The 20870-nt window shown below is 72.9% G+C and carries 16 protein-coding genes; 7 read left to right on the forward strand and 9 right to left on the reverse strand.

What is annotated here, in order from left to right; genetic code table 11:
- Positions 1-64: 64 nt before the first annotated feature.
- From ACIF8S_RS01915 to glgX, 3 genes are all read right to left on the reverse strand, one after another.
- On the reverse strand, positions 65-1312 hold the full coding sequence (locus ACIF8S_RS01915; RefSeq protein ID WP_399996775.1) for a M14 family zinc carboxypeptidase: 1248 nt from the start codon (positions 1310-1312) through the stop codon (positions 65-67).
- A 222-nt stretch (positions 1313-1534) separates the two neighbouring features.
- Positions 1535-3883 (reverse strand): malto-oligosyltrehalose synthase, encoded by a 2349-nt coding sequence (gene treY / locus ACIF8S_RS01920; RefSeq protein WP_399996776.1) that lies wholly within the window; start codon positions 3881-3883, stop codon positions 1535-1537.
- A 170-nt stretch (positions 3884-4053) separates the two neighbouring features.
- Positions 4054-6201, reverse strand: a complete 2148-nt coding sequence (gene glgX / locus ACIF8S_RS01925; RefSeq protein ID WP_399996777.1) for a glycogen debranching protein GlgX — start codon at positions 6199-6201, stop codon at positions 4054-4056.
- A 269-nt stretch (positions 6202-6470) separates the two neighbouring features.
- Here glgX and ACIF8S_RS01930 point away from each other — a divergent pair, with 269 nt between their 5' ends.
- Together ACIF8S_RS01930 and ACIF8S_RS01935 are read left to right on the forward strand one after the other, a co-directional pair.
- A complete protein-coding gene (locus ACIF8S_RS01930; RefSeq protein ID WP_399997059.1) occupies positions 6471-7742 on the forward strand; it encodes an SAV2148 family HEPN domain-containing protein in 1272 nt (423 codons plus the stop codon).
- 155 nt (positions 7743-7897) lie between these two features.
- A complete protein-coding gene (locus tag ACIF8S_RS01935) occupies positions 7898-8635 on the forward strand; it encodes a 3'-5' exonuclease (RefSeq protein ID WP_399996778.1) in 738 nt (245 codons plus the stop codon).
- A gap of 10 nt (positions 8636-8645) precedes the next feature.
- Here the strand turns inward: ACIF8S_RS01935 and ACIF8S_RS01940 are convergent, their stop codons facing one another.
- Positions 8646-9509 carry a phosphotransferase enzyme family protein gene (locus ACIF8S_RS01940; protein ID WP_399996779.1) on the reverse strand — a complete coding sequence of 288 codons (864 nt, stop codon included), beginning with the start codon at positions 9507-9509 and terminating at the stop codon, positions 8646-8648.
- A 180-nt stretch (positions 9510-9689) separates the two neighbouring features.
- Between ACIF8S_RS01940 and ACIF8S_RS01945 the strand changes: the two genes are divergently transcribed.
- The 4 genes from ACIF8S_RS01945 to mgt all read left to right on the forward strand — a co-directional run bounded on the left by ACIF8S_RS01945 (position 9690) and on the right by mgt (position 14029).
- Complete coding sequence (locus ACIF8S_RS01945; RefSeq protein ID WP_399996780.1) at positions 9690-10628, forward strand: carbohydrate ABC transporter permease; 939 nt, start codon at positions 9690-9692, stop codon at positions 10626-10628.
- Positions 10625-11458 (forward strand): carbohydrate ABC transporter permease, encoded by an 834-nt coding sequence (locus ACIF8S_RS01950; protein WP_399996781.1) that lies wholly within the window; start codon positions 10625-10627, stop codon positions 11456-11458. The genes ACIF8S_RS01945 and ACIF8S_RS01950 overlap by 4 nt, the downstream gene beginning before the upstream one ends.
- Positions 11458-12741: an ABC transporter substrate-binding protein gene (locus ACIF8S_RS01955; RefSeq protein ID WP_399996783.1), complete on the forward strand. Its 1284-nt coding sequence runs from the start codon at positions 11458-11460 to the stop codon at positions 12739-12741. Before ACIF8S_RS01950 ends, ACIF8S_RS01955 begins: the two co-directional genes overlap by 1 nt.
- A gap of 88 nt (positions 12742-12829) precedes the next feature.
- A complete protein-coding gene (gene mgt / locus ACIF8S_RS01960; protein ID WP_399996785.1) occupies positions 12830-14029 on the forward strand; it encodes a macrolide-inactivating glycosyltransferase in 1200 nt (399 codons plus the stop codon).
- A 58-nt stretch (positions 14030-14087) separates the two neighbouring features.
- Here mgt and ACIF8S_RS01965 read toward each other — a convergent pair whose 3' ends face one another.
- Positions 14088-16337 (reverse strand): MMPL family transporter, encoded by a 2250-nt coding sequence (locus ACIF8S_RS01965; RefSeq protein ID WP_399996786.1) that lies wholly within the window; start codon positions 16335-16337, stop codon positions 14088-14090.
- 386 nt (positions 16338-16723) lie between these two features.
- Between ACIF8S_RS01965 and ACIF8S_RS01970 the strand changes: the two genes are divergently transcribed.
- Positions 16724-17272 carry a DUF1697 domain-containing protein gene (locus ACIF8S_RS01970; RefSeq protein ID WP_399996787.1) on the forward strand — a complete coding sequence of 183 codons (549 nt, stop codon included), beginning with the start codon at positions 16724-16726 and terminating at the stop codon, positions 17270-17272.
- Between the two features lie 9 nt (positions 17273-17281).
- On the opposite strand, the gene ACIF8S_RS01975 is transcribed toward ACIF8S_RS01970, so the two are convergent.
- Genes ACIF8S_RS01975 through ACIF8S_RS01990 form a run of 4 tightly spaced genes read right to left on the reverse strand, consistent with a single transcriptional unit; the run spans position 17282 to position 20849 of the window.
- A complete protein-coding gene (locus tag ACIF8S_RS01975; protein ID WP_399996788.1) occupies positions 17282-18019 on the reverse strand; it encodes a sirohydrochlorin chelatase in 738 nt (245 codons plus the stop codon).
- A gap of 10 nt (positions 18020-18029) precedes the next feature.
- Positions 18030-18932: an ABC transporter permease gene (locus ACIF8S_RS01980; protein ID WP_399996789.1), complete on the reverse strand. Its 903-nt coding sequence runs from the start codon at positions 18930-18932 to the stop codon at positions 18030-18032.
- Entirely contained in the window at positions 18919-19710 is a 792-nt protein-coding gene (locus ACIF8S_RS01985) for an ABC transporter ATP-binding protein (RefSeq protein WP_349797195.1), read from the reverse strand. The genes ACIF8S_RS01980 and ACIF8S_RS01985 overlap by 14 nt, the downstream gene beginning before the upstream one ends.
- A gap of 5 nt (positions 19711-19715) precedes the next feature.
- Complete coding sequence (locus ACIF8S_RS01990) at positions 19716-20849, reverse strand: aliphatic sulfonate ABC transporter substrate-binding protein (RefSeq protein WP_399996790.1); 1134 nt, start codon at positions 20847-20849, stop codon at positions 19716-19718.
- Between the last annotated feature and the right edge of the window lie 21 nt (positions 20850-20870).

Genomic DNA, 20870 nt, shown 5'->3' on the forward strand with positions numbered 1-20870 from the left:
CACGACCTCCTGGTACTGCCTGACGCCCGTTGCCCGGACGACCCCGAGTGCACGGTCCCGAGGGTCAGAGCCCGACCCGTGCCTGTCGTGCGGCCGCCACCACCGTGCGGGACTGGTGTTCCACCTGGTGCCGCACCGGTACCCAACGGGCCCGGAAGCGGGTGGCGAAGGCGTCGCTCCACTGGGCGACCATCTGGTCGAGCCGTGCCGCCGCCTGCGCGTCGGTGTGCCGCAGCGCGCGGCGCAGCATCGCCGCCGCCCGCAGCGGAACCCGGCGGGCAAAGGCGTCCACGCTGCCGACGTAGGCCCGGGTGCCGTCGGCGGGCGGCGTGTGGGCGAGGTCGGCGGCCAGCCCCGGGACCAGCTCCAGCACCCAGGTGGCCGCCCGCAGCAGGGGGCCGTCGGTGTCACCGGGCAGGGGCCGCGCCCCTTCGAACACGTGCCGCACCTCCCCGGCGTCCCGCAGCAGCCGCTCCGCGAGCGCGTGCATCGCGGTGTCCGGCGCCGGATGCGGGGCGGGGTCGTCCACCAGGTCGCTCGCCCACATCGGCACCTCGATCACCGCGGTCAGCCCGCCGTAGCGGTGCGCGTGGTACCAGGTGCTGTGCCGGGCGTCGTCGGACAGGCTGGGGTAGGCCGGCGCGGCCTCCGGCGCGGGCATCACGTGCACCCCGGGCCCCGACGCGGGCCAGCCCGCCGCGTCCGAGGCGCCCGTCTCCACCGGGATGTGCAGCTCGGCCGCGGACTTGGCGAAAGGTTCCGCCAGACCCGGCACGTCCCGGGTCAGCTGCACCCAGCTGCCGCCCAGATCGGTGCCGTGCAGGGACACCTGGAGGAAGGGCCGCAGCTCGTCGATCACCCCGGTCAGCGCCCGGGTCTCCGGCGGGAGCCGGTCGGCCGGCAGCACCGAGGGAGCCCACTCGGGCTGCTCCGGCCCGGCGGGACGGAAGAAGCCGAGGTGGTAGTCGTAGAGGCTGCGCGGGGCCGGTGTGACGTGCAGGCTCGCCCCGTCGGGGTCGGCGCACAGCAGGAAGTGCCACGACATGCCGTCGCGCAGCTCCCGCTGCCGCAGGGTCCGCCGCGCCAGCGCCAGCAACGTGCCGTTGCCCGCGGGTTCGTTGGCGTGGGCGCCCGCCACCACGAGGACGGCGCTACGGGCGCGTCCGACGGACAGCAGGTGCAGGGGCCGTCCCGCGCGGGAGACGCCCACCTGTCGCAGCACACACAGCCCCGGCCACTGGACGGCCAGCGCCCGGGCGGAGAAGACCAGCTCGGCCACCGTCGGATAGCGCGACTCCCGCAGCGGACCCACCCCCCGTCACCGCCCGCATCCGCACTGCGCAGTACCCCACGGTCACGAGGTGGTGTCAAGGGCACCGAGGGGGAGCCGCCAGGGGGCGCCCGGAGGCACTTCCCGGCCCCCGCCCGCACACCCGCCGCCCCGGGTCCGCCGCACCCGCACGAGCCCCGCACCGACCCCGCACGCCGCCCGCACGCCCCTACGTGCGCGCGCCCACGAGGGCCTCCCCGGACCTCACTCCGGCACCCTCTCCAGCAGCGCCACCGGCAACTCCGCGAACAGCTCCGCCGCCGGCACCTCGCCGCCGAACTCCCGGCCCGGGACCCGCACATCGGCCCACCGGCCCGGCGGGAGCGGGAGGCGGGTGTCGTGCCAGCCGCCCGACTCGGCGAGGCGGAGGGACAGGCGGGTCACCGCGGTGATCACCTCGCCGGAGCGGGCGAACGCCAGGCAGTGCGCCGCCGCCGGGCCCTCGGCCGTCAGCGGCTCGTACGACGCCGTCTCGCCGAACAGCTCCGGCCGCCGTGCCCGCAGGGCCAGCGCCGCCCGCGTGACCGCCTCCTTGTCGCCGCCGTCCTCCCCGAACCACACCGGCCTGCGGTTGTCCGGGTCGACGAGGGCCCGGTACTCGTGCTCGGTGCCCTGGTAGAGGTCGGGCACGCCGGGCATCGTCAGGTGCACCAGCGCCGCGCCCAGCGTGTTCGCCCGGATGTGCGGCTCCAGCGACGCGCGGAACTCCGCCACCTTCCGGCCCGGCACCCCGCACGGGCCCGCCGACACGAACCCCGCCACCGCCTCCTCGTACGGCGGCTCCTGCTCGGTCCAGCTGGTGAACAGGCCCGCCTCGCGCACATGCTTCAGCAGCGCCGCCTGCACCCGCTCCTCGTCGGCCGGTCCCAGCCCGAACACCGTCTGCCAGGCCGCCCACGCCAGTTGGGCGTCGGGCACCCCGTCCCCGGTGCGGGACACCTCGGCGAGAAGGTCCGCCCAGCGCTCCGGGCACTCGGTGAGCACGTGCAGCGCCGCCCGCACGTCCGCGCTGCGCTTGGCGTCGTGCGTCGACAGCACCGTCCCCGTGACCGGCCAGTCGCGCTGCACGCGCGCGCAGTACGCGTGGAACCGGTCCGGGTCCACCGCCGGATCACCCGGCTCGCCGCCGACCTCGGTCGCCGACAGCAGCGGGACGTAGCGGTAGAACGCCGTGTCCTCCACGGACTTGGCCCGCAGCGCCGACGCCGTCTGCGCGAACCGCGTACGGAACTCCACGTGCGCCGGTCCGTCCCCGTACCGCCCGAGCACCAGGTCGCGTACGACGTCCACCGCACCGGCCTCCTCCGGGACGGCGAACGCGCGCCGGGCCCCGTCCGCGGCCTCCTCGGTCACCACCGAGGCCGGGTCCACGGAGGCGTACGGGCGGTACACGTCCAGCCGTACCAGCAGCTCCAGCAGGGCGGTGCGCAGTGCCCAGGGCGCGCGGTCCCGCAGGGCGGTCTCCGGCGCGGTCGCGCACAGCCGGCTCGCCGTCCGGGTCAGCCGGTCCATCTCGGTGGCCAGCTCGTGCGTCAGCACCTTGTACGCGGCCCGCCGCACCGTGGCGTCCCAGTCGCCGCCCCGGTCCGTCTGCGGGGCCGCGAAGGCCCGGTAGCGGCCCAGCAGCTTTCCGAACCCGGCCGGGTCGGTGAACACCCCGTCGACATGGCGCAGGGCGTCGTAGCCGGTGGTGCCGGCGACCGGCCAGGACGGCGGCAGCGGCTCGCCGTCGGCGAGGATCTTCTCCACCACCGTCCAGCGGCCGCCCGTCGCCTCGTGCAGCCGCCGCAGATAGCCGTCGGGGTCGGCGAGCCCGTCCGGGTGGTCCACGCGCAGCCCGTCGACCACGCCCCCGTGCAGCAGCTCCAGGATCTTGCCGTGCGTCGCCTCGAACACCTCGGGGTCCTCCACCCGCACCCCGATCAGCTCGGAGATGCTGAAGAACCGCCGGTAGTTGAGCTCGGTGCGGGCCAGCCGCCACCACACCGGCCGGTACCACTGCGCGTCCAGCAGCTGCGGCAGCGGCAGCCCCGCCGTCCCCTCGCGCAGTGGGAACGTGTGGTCGTAGTAGCGCAGCACGTCGCCGTCGACCTTCAGCCGGTCCGCCTCCTCGCCGAGCGGGCCGCCGAGCACCGGCAGCAGCACCTGCCCGCCCTGCGCCTCCCAGTCGATGTCGAACCAGCGGGCGCGGCGCGAGGACGGGCCGTCGCGCAGCACCTCCCACAGCGCCGCGTTGTGGCGGGGGGACATCGCCATGTGGTTCGGGACGATGTCCACCACGAGACCCAGCCCGTGCCGCCGCGCGGTGCGGGACAGCTCCCGCAGCCCCTCCTCACCGCCCAGCTCCTCCCGTACGCGCCCGTGGTCCACCACGTCGTAGCCGTGCTGGGAGCCGGGCACCGCCTCCAGGACGGGCGACAGATGCAGATGGGACACGCCGAGCGAGGCCAGGTACGGGACGGCCTCCGCGGCCGCCGCGAACGGGAAGGACGGCTGGAGCTGCAGCCGGTAGGTCGCCGTGGGGACTGCCGGGTCAGGGCGCTCAGGGGTCATGGGGACGTACGTACCCGCGTTGGCGCGTCTCGTGCCATCGCTGCTCCGTTCGGGGGTGCGAGCGCGATGGTTTTCCGCCCCCGCCGCCCCTTCCCGTCCCGACACCGGGGCGCCGCCCCGGACCCCGCTCCTCGAACGCCGGAGGGGCTGATCTCCAGCCCCTCCGCCCGCTACGCAGGCCGTTGCAGCACCGTCAGGCTGCGGTCGGTCAGCGTCAGCCGGGTGCCGGCCGACACCTTCGGGCCCGTGCCCGGGGGCACGCCGTCCGCGCGCGCGGTGTCGACCACCACCTGCCACTGGGCGCCGTGGTCCACCGGCACCACGAAGTCCAGCGGCTTGGGGGAGGCGTTGAACATCAGCAGGAACGAGTCGTCGGAGATCCGCTCCCCGCGCTGCCCGGGCTCGGAGATGGCGTTGCCGTTGAGGAACACCGTCAGCGCCGACGCCCGCGCCGAGTCCCAGTCCCGCTGGGTCATCTCCGCGCCCTCCGGGGTGAACCAGGCGATGTCGGAGAGGTCGTCGTGGGTGCCCTCCACCGGCCGGCCGTGGAAGAAGCGGCGCCGGCGGAAGACCGGGTGGTCCTTGCGCAGCCACACCATCGCCCGGGTGAACTCCAGCAGCTGCCTGCGGACGTCCCCCGCGTTCCCCCCGCCCCCTTCGCCCTCCTCCTCGTCCGGCCAGTCCAGCCAGGCCAGCTCGTTGTCCTGGCAGTAGGCGTTGTTGTTGCCGCGCTGGGTGCGGGCCAGCTCGTCGCCGTGGCTGATCATGGGCACGCCCTGGGAGAGCATCAGCGTCGCGATGAAGTTCCGCATCTGCCGGGCTCGCAGTCTCAGCACGTCCGGGTCGTCGGTGTCGCCCTCGGCGCCGCAGTTCCAGGACCGGTTGTGGCTCTCGCCGTCCCGGTTGTCCTCGCCGTTGGCGTCGTTGTGCTTGTCGTTGTAGGCCACCAGGTCGTGCAGGGTGAAGCCGTCGTGGCAGGTGACGAAGTTGATCGAGGCCAGCGGGCGCCGCCCGTCGTCCTGGTAGAGGTCGGAGGAGCCGGTCAGCCGGGAGGCGAACTCCGCGAGCGTGCGCGGCTCGCCCCGCCACAGGTCCCGCACGGTGTCGCGGTACTTGCCGTTCCACTCGGTCCACAGGGGCGGGAAGTTGCCCACCTGGTAGCCGCCCTCGCCCACGTCCCAGGGCTCGGCGATCAGCTTCACCTGGGAGACCACCGGGTCCTGCTGCACCAGGTCGAAGAACGACGACAGCCGGTCCACCTCGTGGAACTGCCGCGCGAGGGTCGCCGCGAGGTCGAAGCGGAACCCGTCGACGTGCATCTCGGTGACCCAGTACCGCAGCGAATCCATGATCATCTGGAGCACGTGCGGGGACCGCATCAGCAGCGAGTTCCCGGTGCCCGTGGTGTCCATGTAGTACCGGGGGTCGTCGGTCAGCCGGTAGTACGAGGGGTTGTCGAGGCCCTTGAGGGACAGCGTCGGACCCAGGTGGTTGCCCTCGGCGGTGTGGTTGTAGACCACGTCGAGGATCACCTCGATCCCGGCCTCGTGCAGCGCCTTCACCGCCGACTTGAACTCCAGCACCTGCTGGCCCCGGTCGCCCCAGGAGGCGTAGGCGTTGTGCGGGGCGAAGAAGCCGATGGTGTTGTAGCCCCAGTAGTTGTTCAGGCCCATGTCGACCAGCCGGTGGTCGTTCACGAACTGGTGCACCGGCATCAGCTCGAGCGCGGTCACGCCGAGCTCGGTCAGGTGCTCGATGATCGCGGGGTGCGCCAGACCCGCGTAGGTGCCGCGGAGCTCCTCGGGGAGCCCCGGGTGGCGCATGGTGAGGCCCTTGACGTGGGCCTCGTAGATCACCGTGTGGTGGTACTCCGTCCGGGGGCGCCGGTCGTCCCCCCAGTCGAAGTACGGGTTGACCACGACCGACGTCATCGTGTGCGGCGCCGAGTCCAGGTCGTTGCGCCGTTCGGGGTCGTCGAAGTGGTAGCCGTAAACCTCCTCGCCCCACTGGATCGAGCCACTGATCGCACGCGCGTACGGATCGAGCAGCAGTTTCGAGGAGTTGCAGCGCATCCCCCTCTCGGGGGCGTACGGTCCGTGCGCACGGAAGCCGTACCGCTGCCCGGGCATGACCCCGGGCAGGTACGCGTGCCGCACGAACGCGTCGCTCTCCCGCAGTTCGACCGCGGTCTCGGAGCCGTCGTCGTGCAGCAGACACAGCTCTACTCGGTCCGCGGCCTCCGTGTAGACCGCGAAATTCGTTCCGGCGCCGTCGTACGTGGCACCGAGCGGATATGCCTCGCCAGGCCAGACCTGCATGGACACGACTCTTTCAGGTGTACGGCGCCGGTGGGGACGCCTTGGGTCCGAGTGTCTCCGTGTCTCCCCGAAAGGGCGGGAAGAACCTTCTACCCCGGCCCTCGGCTCCGACGACCGCCCACCTCGCGAATCCGCTATGAAACCGCTCACTCGCCGTCCCGCGGAGGGCGGAACGGTCGCTTGGACGGGGGAAGTTGGGAAACGACCCTGTCCATCGGGCTGCACCGCGCGCCGCAGGCGGAGTAGTCTCCTTGATCGTCAGGACGGGAGTGCTCGGGGGAGCGGAAGGCGGTGCGCGGGTGGGGTCGGGAGGGCTGGAACTGCCCCCTGGTGACGAGGGTCACGAGGGGAGCGGCTCCACGGACGTCCCGCCCGGTGCGGTGTCCCTGGCACGGCCGATGGACGCGGGTTCGATCGGGCCGGAGCTGGACTGGGGCGCGGACGCCTGGCGCGAGGTGCGCACCCGCGCGCAGCGGGCCGGCCGGGCCTACATCTGGCTGAATCTGGTCGAGCAGCGGCTGCGCGCGGTCGTGGCCGCCGTCCTGCGGCCGGTCTACGAGCCCGTGCACGGCGACGACTGGGTGGTGGCCGCCGCCGGGCCCGCCGGGCAGGAGTGGGTGCAGCGCGCGGTCGCCGTGCGCGAGGTCAGCCGCCGCAAGGGCTATCTGCTCGATCCGGCCGACGACAACGTGCTGTCGTTCCTCACCCTGCCGCAGCTGCGTGAGCTGATGGTGCAGCACTGGCCGTGCTTCGAGCCGTACTTCGACGACCGCCGGGACGTCGAGCTGGCCCTGGACGAGCTGGAGGTCACCCGCAACGTGGTCTCCCGCAACCGGGCGCTGTCCGAGGCGGTGCTGAACCAGGCCGAGCGGGCCTCCGCGCGGCTGCTGGAGATGCTGGGTGCCGGCGGCGACGTGCCCTCGGCGCGCCGGCTTCCGGTGGACGCGGTCGAGGACCTGGTCGGCGACCGGTACGCGGACGTGGTCGCCGTGCACCCGGACCGGGTGCGGCTGCTGCGCCAGTTCCCCGCCGAGGACATCTTCGGCGGGGCCCGGCGGCTCGACGCCATCGGCATCGGCCTGAACCTGCTCGTGCAGAACTTCTCCGGCCGCCGGCTGGTGCGGCTCGCCGAGTCGGGCTGCCGGGTGCGGCTGCTGTTCCTCAACCCGGCCTCCAGCGCGGTCAAGCGGCGCGAGCGCGAACTGGGCATCAAACGCGGCGAGCTGGGCCGTTCCGTCGAGATGAACATCCTGCACATGCGCCGCGTGCGGTCGCGGCTGAGGGACCCGGGCGCCTTCGAGATCCAGGTGTACGACGAGACGCCGCGCTGCACGGCCTACCTGGTGGACGGCGACGGCTCGGACGGCATCGCCGTGGTGCAGAACCACCTGCGGCGCGTCCGGGGCATGGAAGCGCCGGTGCTGGTCCTGCGCAACGGGACCAAGGTGGTCAAGCCGGGCGAGATCGAGGAGGGGGGCCTGTTCCCCACGTACCGCGAGGAGTTCGAGCTGATGTGGGCGGATTCGCGGCCGGTGTCCTGAAAGCGGGTGACTGTCCGGGATCGGGCGGGGCGTACCGCTCGGGGCCGGGCCGGCCCGTCCCTCCCGGCAAGCGGAATGCGATCCTCTGATTGTCAGTGGCGCGTGTCAGGGTGAAAGCCACTGGGGGAACGCACCACACAGAAGGGGGGCAGCCCATGGGCTGGCACCGGGAGCTGCTGATCGGCTTCGACCTGGAGACGACGGGGACGGACCCGCGCGAGGCGCGGATCGTCACGGGAGCCGTGATCGAGCTCAGGGCGGGCGAGCCGCTGGGGCGCCGTGAGTGGCTGGCCGACCCGGGCGTGCCGATCCCGGACGACGCGGTCGCGGTCCACGGCATCAGCAACGAGCGCGCGGCCGCCGAGGGCCGCCCCGCCGACCAGGTCGCCGACGCCATCGCCGGTGTCCTCGCCGCCTACTGGCGGACCGGCGTCCCGGTCGTCGCCTACAACGCCTCCTTCGACCTGAGCCTGCTCTCCGCCGAACTGCGGCGGTACGGACTGCCGTCCCTGCGCGACCGCCTGGGCGGCGCCGACCCGGCCCCGGTCATCGACCCGTACACCATCGACCGCGCCGTCGACCGCTACCGCCGCGGCAAGCGCACCCTCGAAGCGGTCTGCGCGGAGTACGGTGTCGTCCTCGACGCGGCGCACGACGCGACGGCCGACGCCCTCGCCGCCGCCCGGCTGGCCTGTGCGATAGCCGTCCGCCACCCGAAGGTCGCGGCCCTCGGCCCGGCGGAGCTGCACCGCCGTCAGATCGAGTGGTACGCGGCCTGGGCGGCGGACTTCCAGGACTTCCTGCGCCGCAAGGGCGACCCGGCCGCCGTCGTCGACAGCATCTGGCCGCTGCGCGAGCCGGCGGGCGAGCCCCTGCGGCCCGCCGCCTCCTGACCCGGCCCGCTCAGAACGGATACCAGCGCACCGTCTCGTCGCCGTCCCGCAGGGACGCCACCCGGCGGCGGAACTCGGCCAGCGCCTTGGGGTTCCCCGGGGCGTGCTGGGCGACCCAGGCGCAGCTGGCCGTCTCACGCGCCCCGCGCAGCACCGAGCAGCCGTCCCACTCCCGCACGTCCCAGCCGTAAGTCCCGGTGAAGGAGGCGTACGCCTCGTCCGGCAGCCCGTAGCGGTCGTGCGAGAGGGCCATCACCACCAGGTCGTGCTCGCGCAGGTCCGAGGAGAAGGTCTCCAGGTCGATCAAAACCGGCCCGTCCGGGCCGACGTACACGTTGCGGGTCAACGCGTCGCCGTGGATGGGCCCGCGCGGCAGCCGGGGCGTCAGCGCGGCGGCGGCCTCGGCGAATCCGTCGCGGCGTTCGCGCAGATAGGCGGCGTCCGCCGGGTCGACGGCGTCGCCCGCGAGCCGCAGCCAGCGCTCGACGCCGTCCAGCAGCGAGCGGGGCGGCAGGGCGAACGGGGGAGCGGGCAGCGCGTGGACCTGCCGCAGCAGCGCGGCCAGATCCGCGGGGCCCGCCGGCCGCACCGGCTCCGCGAGCCGGTGCCAGACGGTCACCGGGTGCCCCTCGACCAGCAGCGCCTCCGGTGCGGCCGGCCGCACCGCGGGCACGCCCTGCTCCGCCAGCCACCCCGCGACGGCCAGCTCCCGGCGGGCCCGCTCCAGCAGCTCGGCGTCCCGGCCCACCTTGACGGCCAGGTCGCCGGCCGCGAGGACGGCGTTCTCCCCGAGCGCCAGCAGCCGCGCGTCCCCGGCGCCCCCGGGAAGCACCCCCGCGGCGTCCAGGACCTCCCGCGCCCGTGCCTCGTCCATCGTCCCGCCTCCGTGTCCGCCCTGAGCCCGCCGTCCCGCCGGACGCCGCCGTCCGGCGGCCCTTTGCCGGTCAGTCTCGCATTCGTACAGGTCGGGTGGTGTGCGCGGGCCCTTGACGGGGGATGGCAGGTTCACGACCATGACCGGGCCCACCCCCCACCGTGCAAAGGGGCTGATGCCGTGACGTCGGTGACCGAGGCGAGGAGATCCGAGCCCCGCGCGCCCGGCCCGGACCGCCGCGTGCGGCGCGCCGCCGGTCACGGCCCGTGGTTCCTGGTGCTCCCCGCGCTGATCCCGATCCTGGTGCTCAGCGTCGGCCCGCTGCTCTACGGCATCCTGCTGGCCTTCACCGACGCCCAGTCGGGCCGCACCGGGACGACCCGCTGGATCGGCACGCTGAACTTCCAGGACCTGCTTCAGGACACCCTGTTCTGGGAGTCGTTCCGCATCGGCCTGGTGTGGGCGGTCGGTGTGACGGTGCCGCAGTTCCTGCTGGCGCTCGGCCTCGCCCTGCTGCTCAACCAGGATTTGCGGCTGCGCTGGGCGGCCCGCGCCCTCGCCATCGTCCCCTGGGCGATGCCGGAGGTGGTCGTCGGCATCATGTGGCGGATCACGTACAACCCGGACGCCGGCATCCTCAACGAGACCCTCCGCGACCTCGGGTTCGGGGGCGACCGGGACTGGCTGAGCGGGCTCGCCACCGCCCTGCCGGCGGTGATCGTCGTCGGCGTGTGGGCGGGGATGCCGCAGACGACGGTGGCACTGCTCGCCGGGCTCCAGAACACCCCGCGCGAGCTGCACGAGGCCGCCGCCGTGGACGGCGCCGGACCGTGGCGCCGTTTCCGCACGGTCACCTGGCCCGCCCTGCGGCCCGTCGCGTTCGCCATCACGGCGCTCAACCTGATCTGGAACTTCAACTCCTTCGCCCTGGTCTACGTGCTGACCAACGGCGGCCCGGGCGGTCGCACCCGGCTGCCCATGCTGTTCGCCTACGAAGAGGCCTTCCGGTACGGGCAGTTCGGCTACGCGGCCGCCATGGGCTGCGTCATGGTCGCCGCGATCTCGGTTCTGTTGGCCGTCTTCCTCGCCGGCCGGCTCAAGGGAGGCGACGACACATGAGGACCCGCACCGCCGCCCGCGCCGGCCAGTACGCCGCGCTGCTCGCGTACCTGGTCTTCCTGGCCTTCCCGCTCGTCTGGCTGGCGTCCACCGCGTTCAAGCCCCCGGCCGAGCTGGCCGGGCTGCACCCCACCTGGATCCCCGAGGACCCCACCCTCGCCAACTTCCGGCAGGCCTTCGACGAACAGCCGCTGCTGCGGGCCGCCCTCAACTCCCTGCTCACCGCCTCCGCGGCGGCGGTCGTCGCGGTCACCGTGGCCACCCCGATGGCGTACGTGACGGCCCGCCACCGCACCGCCCTGTCCCGCGCGACGACCGGCTGGGTGGTGGTCAGCCAGGCGTTCCCGTTCGTGCTGCTGATCATCCCGCTGTTCCTGGTGCTGAAGAACCTGCGGCTCATCGACTCCCTGCCCGGCCTGGTGCTGGTCCACGTCGTCTGGGCGCTGCCCTTCGCGCTGTGGATGCTCACCGGGTACGTCCGCGCCGTGCCGGCCGAGCTGGAGGAGGCCGCGGCCGTCGACGGCGCCGGGCGGCTGCGCATCCTGGTGTCGGTCACGGCACCGCTGCTCGCGCCGGGGATCGCCGCGACCGCGCTGTTCGCCTTCGTCACCGCGTGGAACGAGTTCTTCTTCGCCCTCGTCCTGCTGAAGACGCCGGAGCAGCAGACCCTGCCGGTGCTCCTCACCCGCTTCATCGGGGCCGAGGGGGTGGCCGACCTGGGCCCGCTGGCGGCCGCCGCGTTCCTCGCGACGCTGCCGTCCCTGCTCGTCTTCGCACTCATCCAGCGCCGCATCACGGGCGGCGTGCTCGCCGGGGCGGTGAAGGGCTGATGACCCGCACCAGGATTTTCGTCGCAGCCCTCGCGCTCGCCCTGCTGCTGGCCGGCTGCTCCTCCGGCGGCACCCGCGACGACGGCCGGATCACCCTGCGCTTCCAGTCCCTGGCCTGGCAGCAGGAGTCGGTCGAGGCCACCAAGGAACTGGTCGAGGAGTGGAACGCCGCCCACCCCGACGTCCACGTGGAGTACGTCCAGGGCAGCTGGGACAGCGTCCACGACCAGCTCCTCACCTCCTTCGAGGGCGGTGAGGCCCCCGACATCGTCCACGACGCCTCCGACGACCTCGCCGACTTCGCCTACGGGGGTCATCTGGCCGACCTGACGGACCTGCTGCCCGAGCGGCTCAGGTCCGACATCCCGCCACTCGCCTGGCGGTCCGTCACCTTCGGCGACGGCGTCTACGGCGTCCCCTTCCTCCAGGAGCCGCGCGTGCTCATCGCCGGCACCGCCCGGCTGAATGAGTCCGGCGTCCGCGTCCCGACTCCCGCACACCCGTGGAGCTGGGCGGAGTTCCGGCAGGTCACGAAGGAACTGTCGGGCGACGGCAGATACGGCGTGGCCTGGCCCCTCAAGGAGCCGGTGTCCGCCACGCTCAACCTGTCCCTCTCGGCCGGCGGCCGCCTCTTCCACCGGGACGCCGACGGCAAGGTCACCGTGCGGTTCGAGGACGGCGACGAGGTCGTCCCGCGCACGGTCCACGAACAGGTGAACACCGACCGCAGCGCCTCACCCACCACCCTCGGCAGCGGCGGCTCCGACACCCTGCCCGGTCTGTTCGCGGGGAAGTACGCGATGGTGCCGCTCGGCTTCTCCTACCGCCAGCAGATCGTCCAGCAGGCGCCCGAGGGCTTCGACTGGCAGGTGCTGCCCGCACCGGCCGGGGCCGGCGGGCTCGCCCAGGGCGTCAGCCCGCAGACGCTCTCCGTCGCCGAGGACTGCCCGCACAAGGAGGAGGCCGTCGCCTTCCTGGACTTCCTGCTCCAGCCGCGGAACATGGTCCGCCTCGCGCTCGGCGACTGGATGCTGCCCACCGGCCGCCAGGCCCTCGCCGACCCCGCGCTGCGCACCCCCGAGCACGGCTGGGCCACCGGCACGGCCCTCGCCGCCCACCTGCGCCCGGCCCCCGCCCAGTCCGTACGGGGCTACCCGGAGTGGAAGGACAAGGTCGCCACCCCGGCGCTCCAGGAGTACTACAGCGGCGCGATCGGCCTCGGCGAGCTGCGGAAGCGGCTGGAGAGGGACGGCAACCTGGTGCTGGCCCGCTACCAGCGGTGAGCGGGGCGCGCCGCTAATACCGGCGGTGAGCGGGGCGCGCCGCTCAATCCAGTTGTACGAGACGTCTCGTCTCGCTTAAGGTCGCCCCATGACCGCTCCCGCACACATCGCCATGTTCTCCATCGCCGCCCACGGGCACGTGAACCCCAGCCTCGAGGTGATCCGCGAGCTCGTGGCGCGCGGTCACCGGGTGACCTACGCGATCCCGCCGCTCTTCGCCGAGAAGGTCGCCGCGACGGGCGCCGAACCCAGACTGTGGAACTCCACCCTGCCGGGCCCCGACGACGACCCCGAGGCCTGGGGCACCACCCTCCTCGACAACGTGGAGCCGTTCCTCGCCGACGCGATCCAGGCGCTCCCGCAGCTCATCGAGGCCTACGAGGGTGACACCCCCGACCTCGTGCTGCACGACATCACCTCCTACCCGGCGCGCGTCCTCGCCCACCGCTGGGGCGTCCCCGCTGTCTCCCTCTCACCGAACCTCGTCGCCTGGGAGGGTTACGAGAAGGAGGTCGCCGAGCCGATGTGGGAGGAGCCGAACAGGACCGCACGCGGCAAGGCGTACCAGGCCCGCTTCCGGGCCTGGCTGGAGGAGAACGGGATCACCATGAGCCCGGACGACTTCGGGGGCCGCCCCGCCCGCTCCCTCGTCCTGATCCCGAAGGCGCTCCAGCCGAACGCCGACCGGGTCGACGAGACGGTGCACTCCTTCGTCGGCGCCTGCCAGGGCGACCGCGGCGCCGAGGGGGACTGGCAGCGGCCCGCCGGGGCCGAGAAGGTCGTCCTGGTGTCGCTCGGGTCGTCCTTCACCAAGCAGCCGGCCTTCTACCGGCGGTGCGTCGAGGCCTTCGGCGGACTGCCCGGCTGGCACCTGGTGCTCCAGGTCGGCAGGCACGTCGACCCCGCCGAGCTCGGCGACCTGCCACCGAACGTCGAGGTGCGCTCCTGGGTGCCGCAGCTCGCGATCCTCAAGCAGGCCGACCTGTTCGTCACCCACGCCGGGGCGGGCGGCAGCCAGGAGGGCCTGGCGACGGCCACCCCGATGATCGCCGTACCGCAGGCGGTGGACCAGTTCGGCAACGCCGACATGCTCCAGGCACTCGGCGTGGCCCGGCACCTGCCCACCGAGGAGGCGACCGCCGAGGCGCTGCGCACCGCCGCCCTCGCCCTGGTCGACGACCCGGAGGTCGCCCGCCGCCTGAAGACTGTCCAGGCGCAGATGGCGGAGGAGGGCGGCACCCGCAGGGCCGCCGACCTGATCGAGGCGGAACTGCCCGGACGGAGCTGACGCGACGGGAAGGGCCCGGCGGTGGCAGCCGCCGGGCCCTTCCCCTTGTCCGTGCCGGTCAGGCCGGCACCTTCTCACCCTCGTCGTCCTTCGCCCGCGGCGTCGCCACGACCGCCTCCGGCGCCTCGTCGTGCGTCAGGTCGGGCAGCCGGTGCAGCCACTTCGGGAAGTACCAGTTGCGCTCGCCGAGCAGCGACATCACCGCCGGGAGCAGCACGCCCCGGATGACCGTCGCGTCGATCAGCACCGCAGCCGCCAGGCCCACGCCCATCTGCTTCATGGACTGCATGGACAGCGTCCCGAAGATCGCGAACACGGCGACCATGATGACGGCGGCACTGGTCACCACACCGGCCGTGGTGACCACCCCGTGCCGGATCGCGTCCCGCGTCCCGAGGCCCCGTGCCCGCGCCTCCCGGATCCGCGAGACCACGAACACGTGGTAGTCCATCGACAGGCCGAACAGGATCACGAAGAGGAACAGCGGCAGCCAGGTGATGATGGCGCCCACGCCCTCCGCGCCCACCAGGGACGCGCCCCAGCCGTGCTGGAAGACCGCCACGAGGATGCCGTACGCGGCGCCCACCGACAGCAGGTTCAGCACGATCGAGGTGACCGCGACCGTCAGCGAGCGGAACGACAGCAGCATCAGCACGAAGGCGAACACCACCACGAACGCGAACACCGGGACCACCGAGCCGACCAGCTGGTCGTTGAAGTCCTTGTTGCCCGCCACCTGACCGGTGATCGGTGCCTCGACCCCGTCGACCTTGCCCAGCGTCGCCGGCCGCACCTCGTCGCGCAGCTTCTCCAGGCTCACACCCGCCGCGTCCTGGTCGGAGCCGCCGACCAGCGGCACGTACACGAGGGCCAGGTTCCGCCGGTCGTGCAGCTTGATCTCCACCGGGCCGCGCGAGGCACCCGAACTCACCGCCTGCTCACGGAAGTCGGCCAGCGCCGCCTTCACCTCGGGCGCGTTGATGTCGTCCGCCTTGACGACCACCTCGGCCGGCTCCGACCCGCCCGGGAACGCCTCGTTGACCCGGTTGTACGTCTGCACGATCGGCAGCGAGTCGCCGAACTCCTGGTCCAGCGTCAGGTTCTCGGTCTTCATGCCGAGCGCGGGCGCGGCCACCGCGAGCAGCGCACCGGTCGCCACGACCACCGACAGCACCGGCCGGGCCAGTACCCGCTTCAGCACGGCCGACCAGAACCGGCTGTCGTCGCGGCCGCCCGTCCGCCGCCGCAGGAACGGCAGCCTGCCCTTCTCGACCCGCTCGCCCAGCAGTGACAGCAGCGCCGGCAGCACGGTGACGGAGCCGACCATGGCGACCGCGACCACCATCAGCGAGGCCAGACCCATCGCCTCGAACTCGGCGATGCCGGTGAACAGCATGCCCGCCATGGCCACGCACACCGTGACACCGGAGACGACGATCGCCCGGCCGCTGGTCGCGGCGGCGATCCGCAGCGCCGTCCGCGCGTCCCGGCCGGCCGCCCGCTCCTCCCGCTCACGCCGCAGGTAGAACAGGCAGTAGTCGACACCGACGGCCAGACCCACGAGCAGCATCACCGAGTTGGCGGTGTCGCTCATCGGCTGGAGGTGGCTCACCAGCCCCATCAGGCCCATGGTCGCCACGATCGCGGTGATCGCCAGCGCCACCGGAAGCAGCGCCGCCACCAGCGCGCCGAACGCGATCAGCAGGATGCCCAGGGCCACCGGCACCGCGGAGTACTCGGCCTTCTTGAAGTCGTCGCCGAACGCGTCGTCGAACGTCTTCATCATGCTGGCGCCGCCGATCTCCTCGATCCGCAGCGAGCCGTGGTCCTTCTGCACGTCCGCCACCGCGTCCAGCACCGGCTCGATCCGCTCACCGGCCGTCCGCGGGTCGCCCCGCACGTCGAACTGGACCAGCGCGCTGCGCCCGTCCTTCGCGACCGTGCCGCTGTCGTACGGCGAGGTGACGTCCGTGACCTCGCCGGTCCGCTCCACGGCCGTCATCACCGCGGCGACCGCGGACCGGAACTCCGCGTCCGTGGACGTGAGACCGTCGTCCTTCGCCTGGACGAGCACGGTCTCCGACGCCGGCTCCTCGATCCCGGCCTCCTCGATGATCCGGGCCGCGGTGCTGGTCTCCCCCTTGAGCTGTTCGCTGTCCTCGACGTCGACCCGGCCCGCCGCCGAGCCGAGCCCCATCGCCAGCACCACGAACAGCACCCAGATGCCGACGGCCGCCCAGCGGTGCCGCGCGCTCCAGCCGCCGGCCCGGGCGGCGAGCCCCCGTACCCGCGCGTCTCCGTTCCCCATGACGGGTTCGCTCCCTCGTATGCGGCAGCGACCCCCTGCCGCCACCTGACGTTTCGACGGTAGGGGCGGCGTGAGGGCGTCTCGTCGTGCTGCCCGGTGAAGCCGCGGGGCGCACACTCATCCCACCGGCTCGGCCCTCCTCCCCACTGGGGAGGACCGTGGCCCCCTACACATGTCCGGGACACCGGCACGGTGGATCAGGGGCGGCGGCGGAACGGCACGAACCGGTCCCGGCCATTCCGCAACCTTGTCGAATAAGTCACAGCAGTGTGTTCAGGTTGCTCCGGGAGCCGCCCGTCGGTCAGAGTTGCGAGGCCCGCCGCGCGCGGGCCCCGGCCGTCGTGCCCACCCCCACGGGGCACGACGGCCGCACTACAGTCGGGGCCATGGCGACGAGATACGCGGCGCTGCTGCGCGGCATCAACGTGGGCGGCGGCAAGAAGGTCCCGATGGCCGAGCTGCGCGCCCTGCTGGAGAGCCTCGGCCACGAGGACGTACGCACCCACCTGCAGAGCGGCCAGGCCGCCTTCACGGCCGGGCACGGCGACGAGGAGTCGCTGGCCGCCGAGATGTCCGGGGCGCTCGCCCGGCACTTCGGCTTCGCCGTGGACGTGATCGTCCGCGACCACGCCTACCTCGCGGGCATCGTGGACGCCTGCCCCTTCCCGGCCGCCGACCTGGAGCCGAAGCAGCTCCACGTCACCTACTTCTCCGCACCCGTCACCGAGGACCGGTTCGCGGAGGCCGACCGCGAGACCTACCTCCCGGAGGAGTTCCGCCTCGGCGACCGCGCCCTCTACCTGTACGTCCCCGACGGTCTCGGCCGCTCCAAGCTCGCCGAGTTCCTGTCCAGGCCCCGCGTCAACAAGGGCGTCGTCGCCACGAGCCGCAACTGGAACACCGTGGTCAAGCTGGTGGAGATGACCGAGGCCTGAACGGCCGGCTCACGCGCCCAGCGCCGTCAGCACCGGCGTCCGCGCGGCGTCGTAGCGCTCCAGGAGCACCTGCGCGACCTCGGGGGAGGGGCCCAGCACGTCAGCCAGGACGTCGGCCTCGGCCGCGCCCCGGGCGATCCGGTCGGGCAGCCGCCCCGGCGCCAGGACGTACGGCGCCACAGCCACGCGGGCGCAGCCCAGGGCCCGCAGTTCCCGCACCGCGTCCTCGGTGCGTGGAAGGGAAGCGGAGGCGAACGCAGGCCGCACGGCGCACCAACCGGTGTGCCGCCACTCCCGCGCGACGTCTGCGATCACTGCGATCGCCTCCGGGTCCGACGACCCCGCCGAGGCCAGCACGACCCCGGTCGAGGACTTGTCGGCGGGCGTCAGGCCCGCCTCGTACAGCCGCCGCTCCAGCGCCGCCAGCAGCAGCGGGGACGGGCCCAGCACCTCGGCCCGGCGGATCCGCAGCCGCGGCGGGGCCTCGGCCAGCACCGCGGGGATGTCCGCCTTGGCGTGGAACGCCCGGGTCAGCAGCAGCGGCAGCGCGACCACGTCCCGCACGCCCTCCGCGTCCAGGGACTCCAGCACACCGTTCACGGACGGCACGTTGAAGTCCAGGAAGCCGGTCTCGACCCGCAGCCCGGGCCGCAGCGCGCGCACCCGGCGCACCAGTTCGTGCACGGTCGCGGCGTGCCGAGGGTCACGGCTGCCGTGGGCGACGACGAGGAGGACGGGACGACGCATGGCGGGCACCTCAGCTCTTCACCAGAAGTCCGCGGGTGCGCAGGACCCGGCGTTCGAGGGGGCTGAAGATCAGCAGGTCGATGGCGATGCCGACGGTGAGGATGAGGAGGATGGCCTCGAAGACCATGGCCATGTCGCTGGCGTTGCGGCCGTTCTCCAGGAGCTGCCCGAGGCCGACGCCGAGGTCGGGGAAGGAGGCGATGATCTCGGCGGCCATGAGGGAGCGCCAGGAGAAGGCCCAGCCCTGCTTGAGGCCGGCGACGTAGCCGGGGAGCGCGGCGGGCAGGGTGATGTGCCAGGTGCCCTTCAGCCCGGTGGCGCCGAGGGTGCGTCCGGCGCGCTGGAAGAGGGGCGGGACCTGGTCGACGCCGGAGAGCAGTCCGTTGGCGATGGAGGGGACCGCGCCGAGGAGGATGACGGCGTACATCATCTGGTTGTTCAGGCCGAGCCAGATGACGGCGGGCGGGACCCAGGCGACCGACGGCAGGGACTGCAGCCCGGACAGGATCGGCCCGATCGCGGCGCGGATCAGTTTGACGCGGGCGAGGAGGAGGCCGAGGGGGGTGGCGATGAGCAGGGCGAGGCAGAAGCCGAGCAGGCCGCGGGAGACGGACGTCCAGATGTAGCCGAGGAGTTCGCCCTGGAGCCAGGCCTTCTCCAGCACGTGCCAGACGTCGGCGGGCGCGGGCAGCCTGGTGGGGTCGTCGACGACCTTGAAGGTGATCAGCGACTGCCACACGGCCAGCACGAGCGCGACGGCGACGACCGGGGGGAGGATCTTCTGGGTGAACGTCTCACGGAACGGCTTGCGACTGGTCCGCACGGTCTCCAGCGCGTCCAGCCCGGCTTCGAGTCCGGCCAGGTCGCCGGCGCCGTCCTTGGCCGTGGCGGGGGTGGTGTCAGTGCTGGCCATGGCGGCGGATCTCCCCACGGAGTTGTTCGGTGATCTCGACGGACAGTTCCGCGACGGCGGTGTCCTCGATGCGGCGCGGGTGGGGGATGTCCACGGTCCACTGGTGGGCGACGCGTCCGGGGCGGGAGGACAGCAGCACGACGCGCTCGGCGAGGCGGACGGCCTCGCGGACGTTGTGGGTGACGAACAGGACCGACAGGCCGGTCTCGCGCCAGATGCGGGTGAGTTCGTCGTGCAGGACGTCACGGGTGATGGCGTCGAGCGCGGCGAAGGGTTCGTCCATCAGCAGCAGCCGGCTCTCCTGCGCGAGGGCGCGGGCGAGGGCGACGCGCTGGCGCATGCCGCCGGACAGTTCGTGCACCCGTTTGCCGTGCGCGCCGCCCAGCCGGACCAGTTCCAGCAGTTCCTCGGCGCGGTCGCGGCGTTCGTTCTTCGGCGTGCCGCGCAGTTTGAGGGCGAGTTCGATGTTCTTGCCGGCGGTGAGCCAGGGGAAGAGGGCGTGCTCCTGGAACATCAGGGCGGGGCGGCCGTCGGTGGTGATGGCGCCCTGGGTGGGCCTGTCGAGACCGGCGACCAGGTTGAGGAGGGTGGACTTGCCGCAGCCGGAGGCGCCGAGGAGGGTGACGAACTCGCCGGGGGCGACGTCGAGGCTGATGTCGTCCAGCACGAGCTGCTGCCCGGCGGGGCCGCCCGCGAACGACTTCGAGACGTGCTCGATACGGGCCGCGTGCGTCGCCGACTGCGTGTCGTCGGCGGCCTTGGCGAGGGTCGTGGCCATGGTCGTCACCTCCTGGGTGCGTGCGTGATCCGGGGCTGGGCGGTGCCGAGTCCGGCGTCGTCGACGGGTGGCAGGCCGGCCGCCTCCAGGACCTTGCCGAGCACGGAGAGGTCGTAGATCCCCTTCAGGTCCGGCTGCTCCAGCAGACCCGCCTCCACGGCGTGGCCCGCCTGCGTCTTGAGGGTCTCGGCCAGCGGGTCGTCGAGGAACGTGATCGACTCCCAGGCCGGGTCGAGCACGTCGGCGGGCAGCGGCTTGCCGGTGTCGGCGGCCAGCTGCTCGTTTGCGGCGGCCTTCGCCTCGTCGGGATGCGCGTTGATCCACCGGTTGGTCCCGACCGACGCCCTGAGCACCGCCTCCACGGCCTTCGGGTGCTTCTCCAGGAACTCCTGGCGGACGACGATGTTCGTGATCACGAACTTCTCGTCCGGCCACAGCGAGGCCTCGTCCAGCAGGACCTTGCCGCCCTGGGCGACCAGCCGGGAGGCGGTCGGCTCCGGCACCCAGGCGCCGTCGACCGACCCGGACCTGAAGGCGTCGGGGGTGACCTTGTTGTCGCTGCGGACGACGGTGACGTCGCCCTTGCCGCTTAGCGGGTCGACCTTCCAGCCCTGCCGGGCGGCCCAGTTGAGGAAGGCGACGTCCTGGGTGTTGCCGAGCTGCGGGGTCGCGATCCGCTTGCCCTCGACGTCCTTCAGCGACCTCACCTTGTCCGGGTTCACCACCAGCTTCACCCCGCCGGACGCCGAACCGCCCACGATCCGCAGGTTCTTGCCGTCCGCCTTGGTCCAGCCGTTGACCGCGGGGGAGGGGCCGATGAAACCGATGTCCAGGGAACCGGAGTTGAGCGCCTCGATCTCGGACGGGCCCGCGTTGAACACGGCGTACTTCGCCTCGGTTCCCCCGAGTTCCTTCTGGAACAGGCCCTTGCGGGCGCCGACCAGCGCGGTGCCGTGGGTGAGGTTGCCGAAGTAGCCGATCCTGACCGAGTCGAGACCGTCGGTCTTCTTCGCGCCCGCGGCCACCCGCACCGTGTCGTCGTCCTTGGCCTGCGACCCGTAACCGCAGGCGGCCAGGGCCAGCAACGGCAGCGCGGCCGTCACCGCGAGGGCGCGGCGCAGAGCGGTCGTGGCAGGCAAGGGGACGTTCCTCTCGGTGGC

This window comes from Streptomyces sp. NPDC085937 (assembly GCF_044540535.1).
Classification (GTDB): domain Bacteria; phylum Actinomycetota; class Actinomycetes; order Streptomycetales; family Streptomycetaceae; genus Streptomyces.

Excerpts from the sequence above, each read along its gene's own strand:
- ACIF8S_RS01935 (WP_399996778.1), top strand. The coding sequence starts at position 7,898 with ATGGGCTGGCACCGGGAGCTGCTGATCGGCTTCGACCTGGAGACGACG.
- treY (WP_399996776.1), bottom strand. The coding sequence starts at position 3,883 with ATGACCCCTGAGCGCCCTGACCCGGCAGTCCCCACGGCGACCTACCGG.
- ACIF8S_RS01940 (WP_399996779.1), bottom strand. The coding sequence starts at position 9,509 with ATGGACGAGGCACGGGCGCGGGAGGTCCTGGACGCCGCGGGGGTGCTT.
- mgt (WP_399996785.1), top strand. The coding sequence starts at position 12,830 with ATGACCGCTCCCGCACACATCGCCATGTTCTCCATCGCCGCCCACGGG.
- ACIF8S_RS01970 (WP_399996787.1), top strand. The coding sequence starts at position 16,724 with ATGGCGACGAGATACGCGGCGCTGCTGCGCGGCATCAACGTGGGCGGC.
- ACIF8S_RS01955 (WP_399996783.1), top strand. The coding sequence starts at position 11,458 with ATGACCCGCACCAGGATTTTCGTCGCAGCCCTCGCGCTCGCCCTGCTG.
- ACIF8S_RS01975 (WP_399996788.1), bottom strand. The coding sequence starts at position 18,019 with ATGCGTCGTCCCGTCCTCCTCGTCGTCGCCCACGGCAGCCGTGACCCT.
- ACIF8S_RS01985 (WP_349797195.1), bottom strand. The coding sequence starts at position 19,710 with ATGGCCACGACCCTCGCCAAGGCCGCCGACGACACGCAGTCGGCGACG.
- ACIF8S_RS01980 (WP_399996789.1), bottom strand. The coding sequence starts at position 18,932 with ATGGCCAGCACTGACACCACCCCCGCCACGGCCAAGGACGGCGCCGGC.
- ACIF8S_RS01965 (WP_399996786.1), bottom strand. The coding sequence starts at position 16,337 with ATGGGGAACGGAGACGCGCGGGTACGGGGGCTCGCCGCCCGGGCCGGC.
- ACIF8S_RS01950 (WP_399996781.1), top strand. The coding sequence starts at position 10,625 with ATGAGGACCCGCACCGCCGCCCGCGCCGGCCAGTACGCCGCGCTGCTC.
- glgX (WP_399996777.1), bottom strand. The coding sequence starts at position 6,201 with ATGCAGGTCTGGCCTGGCGAGGCATATCCGCTCGGTGCCACGTACGAC.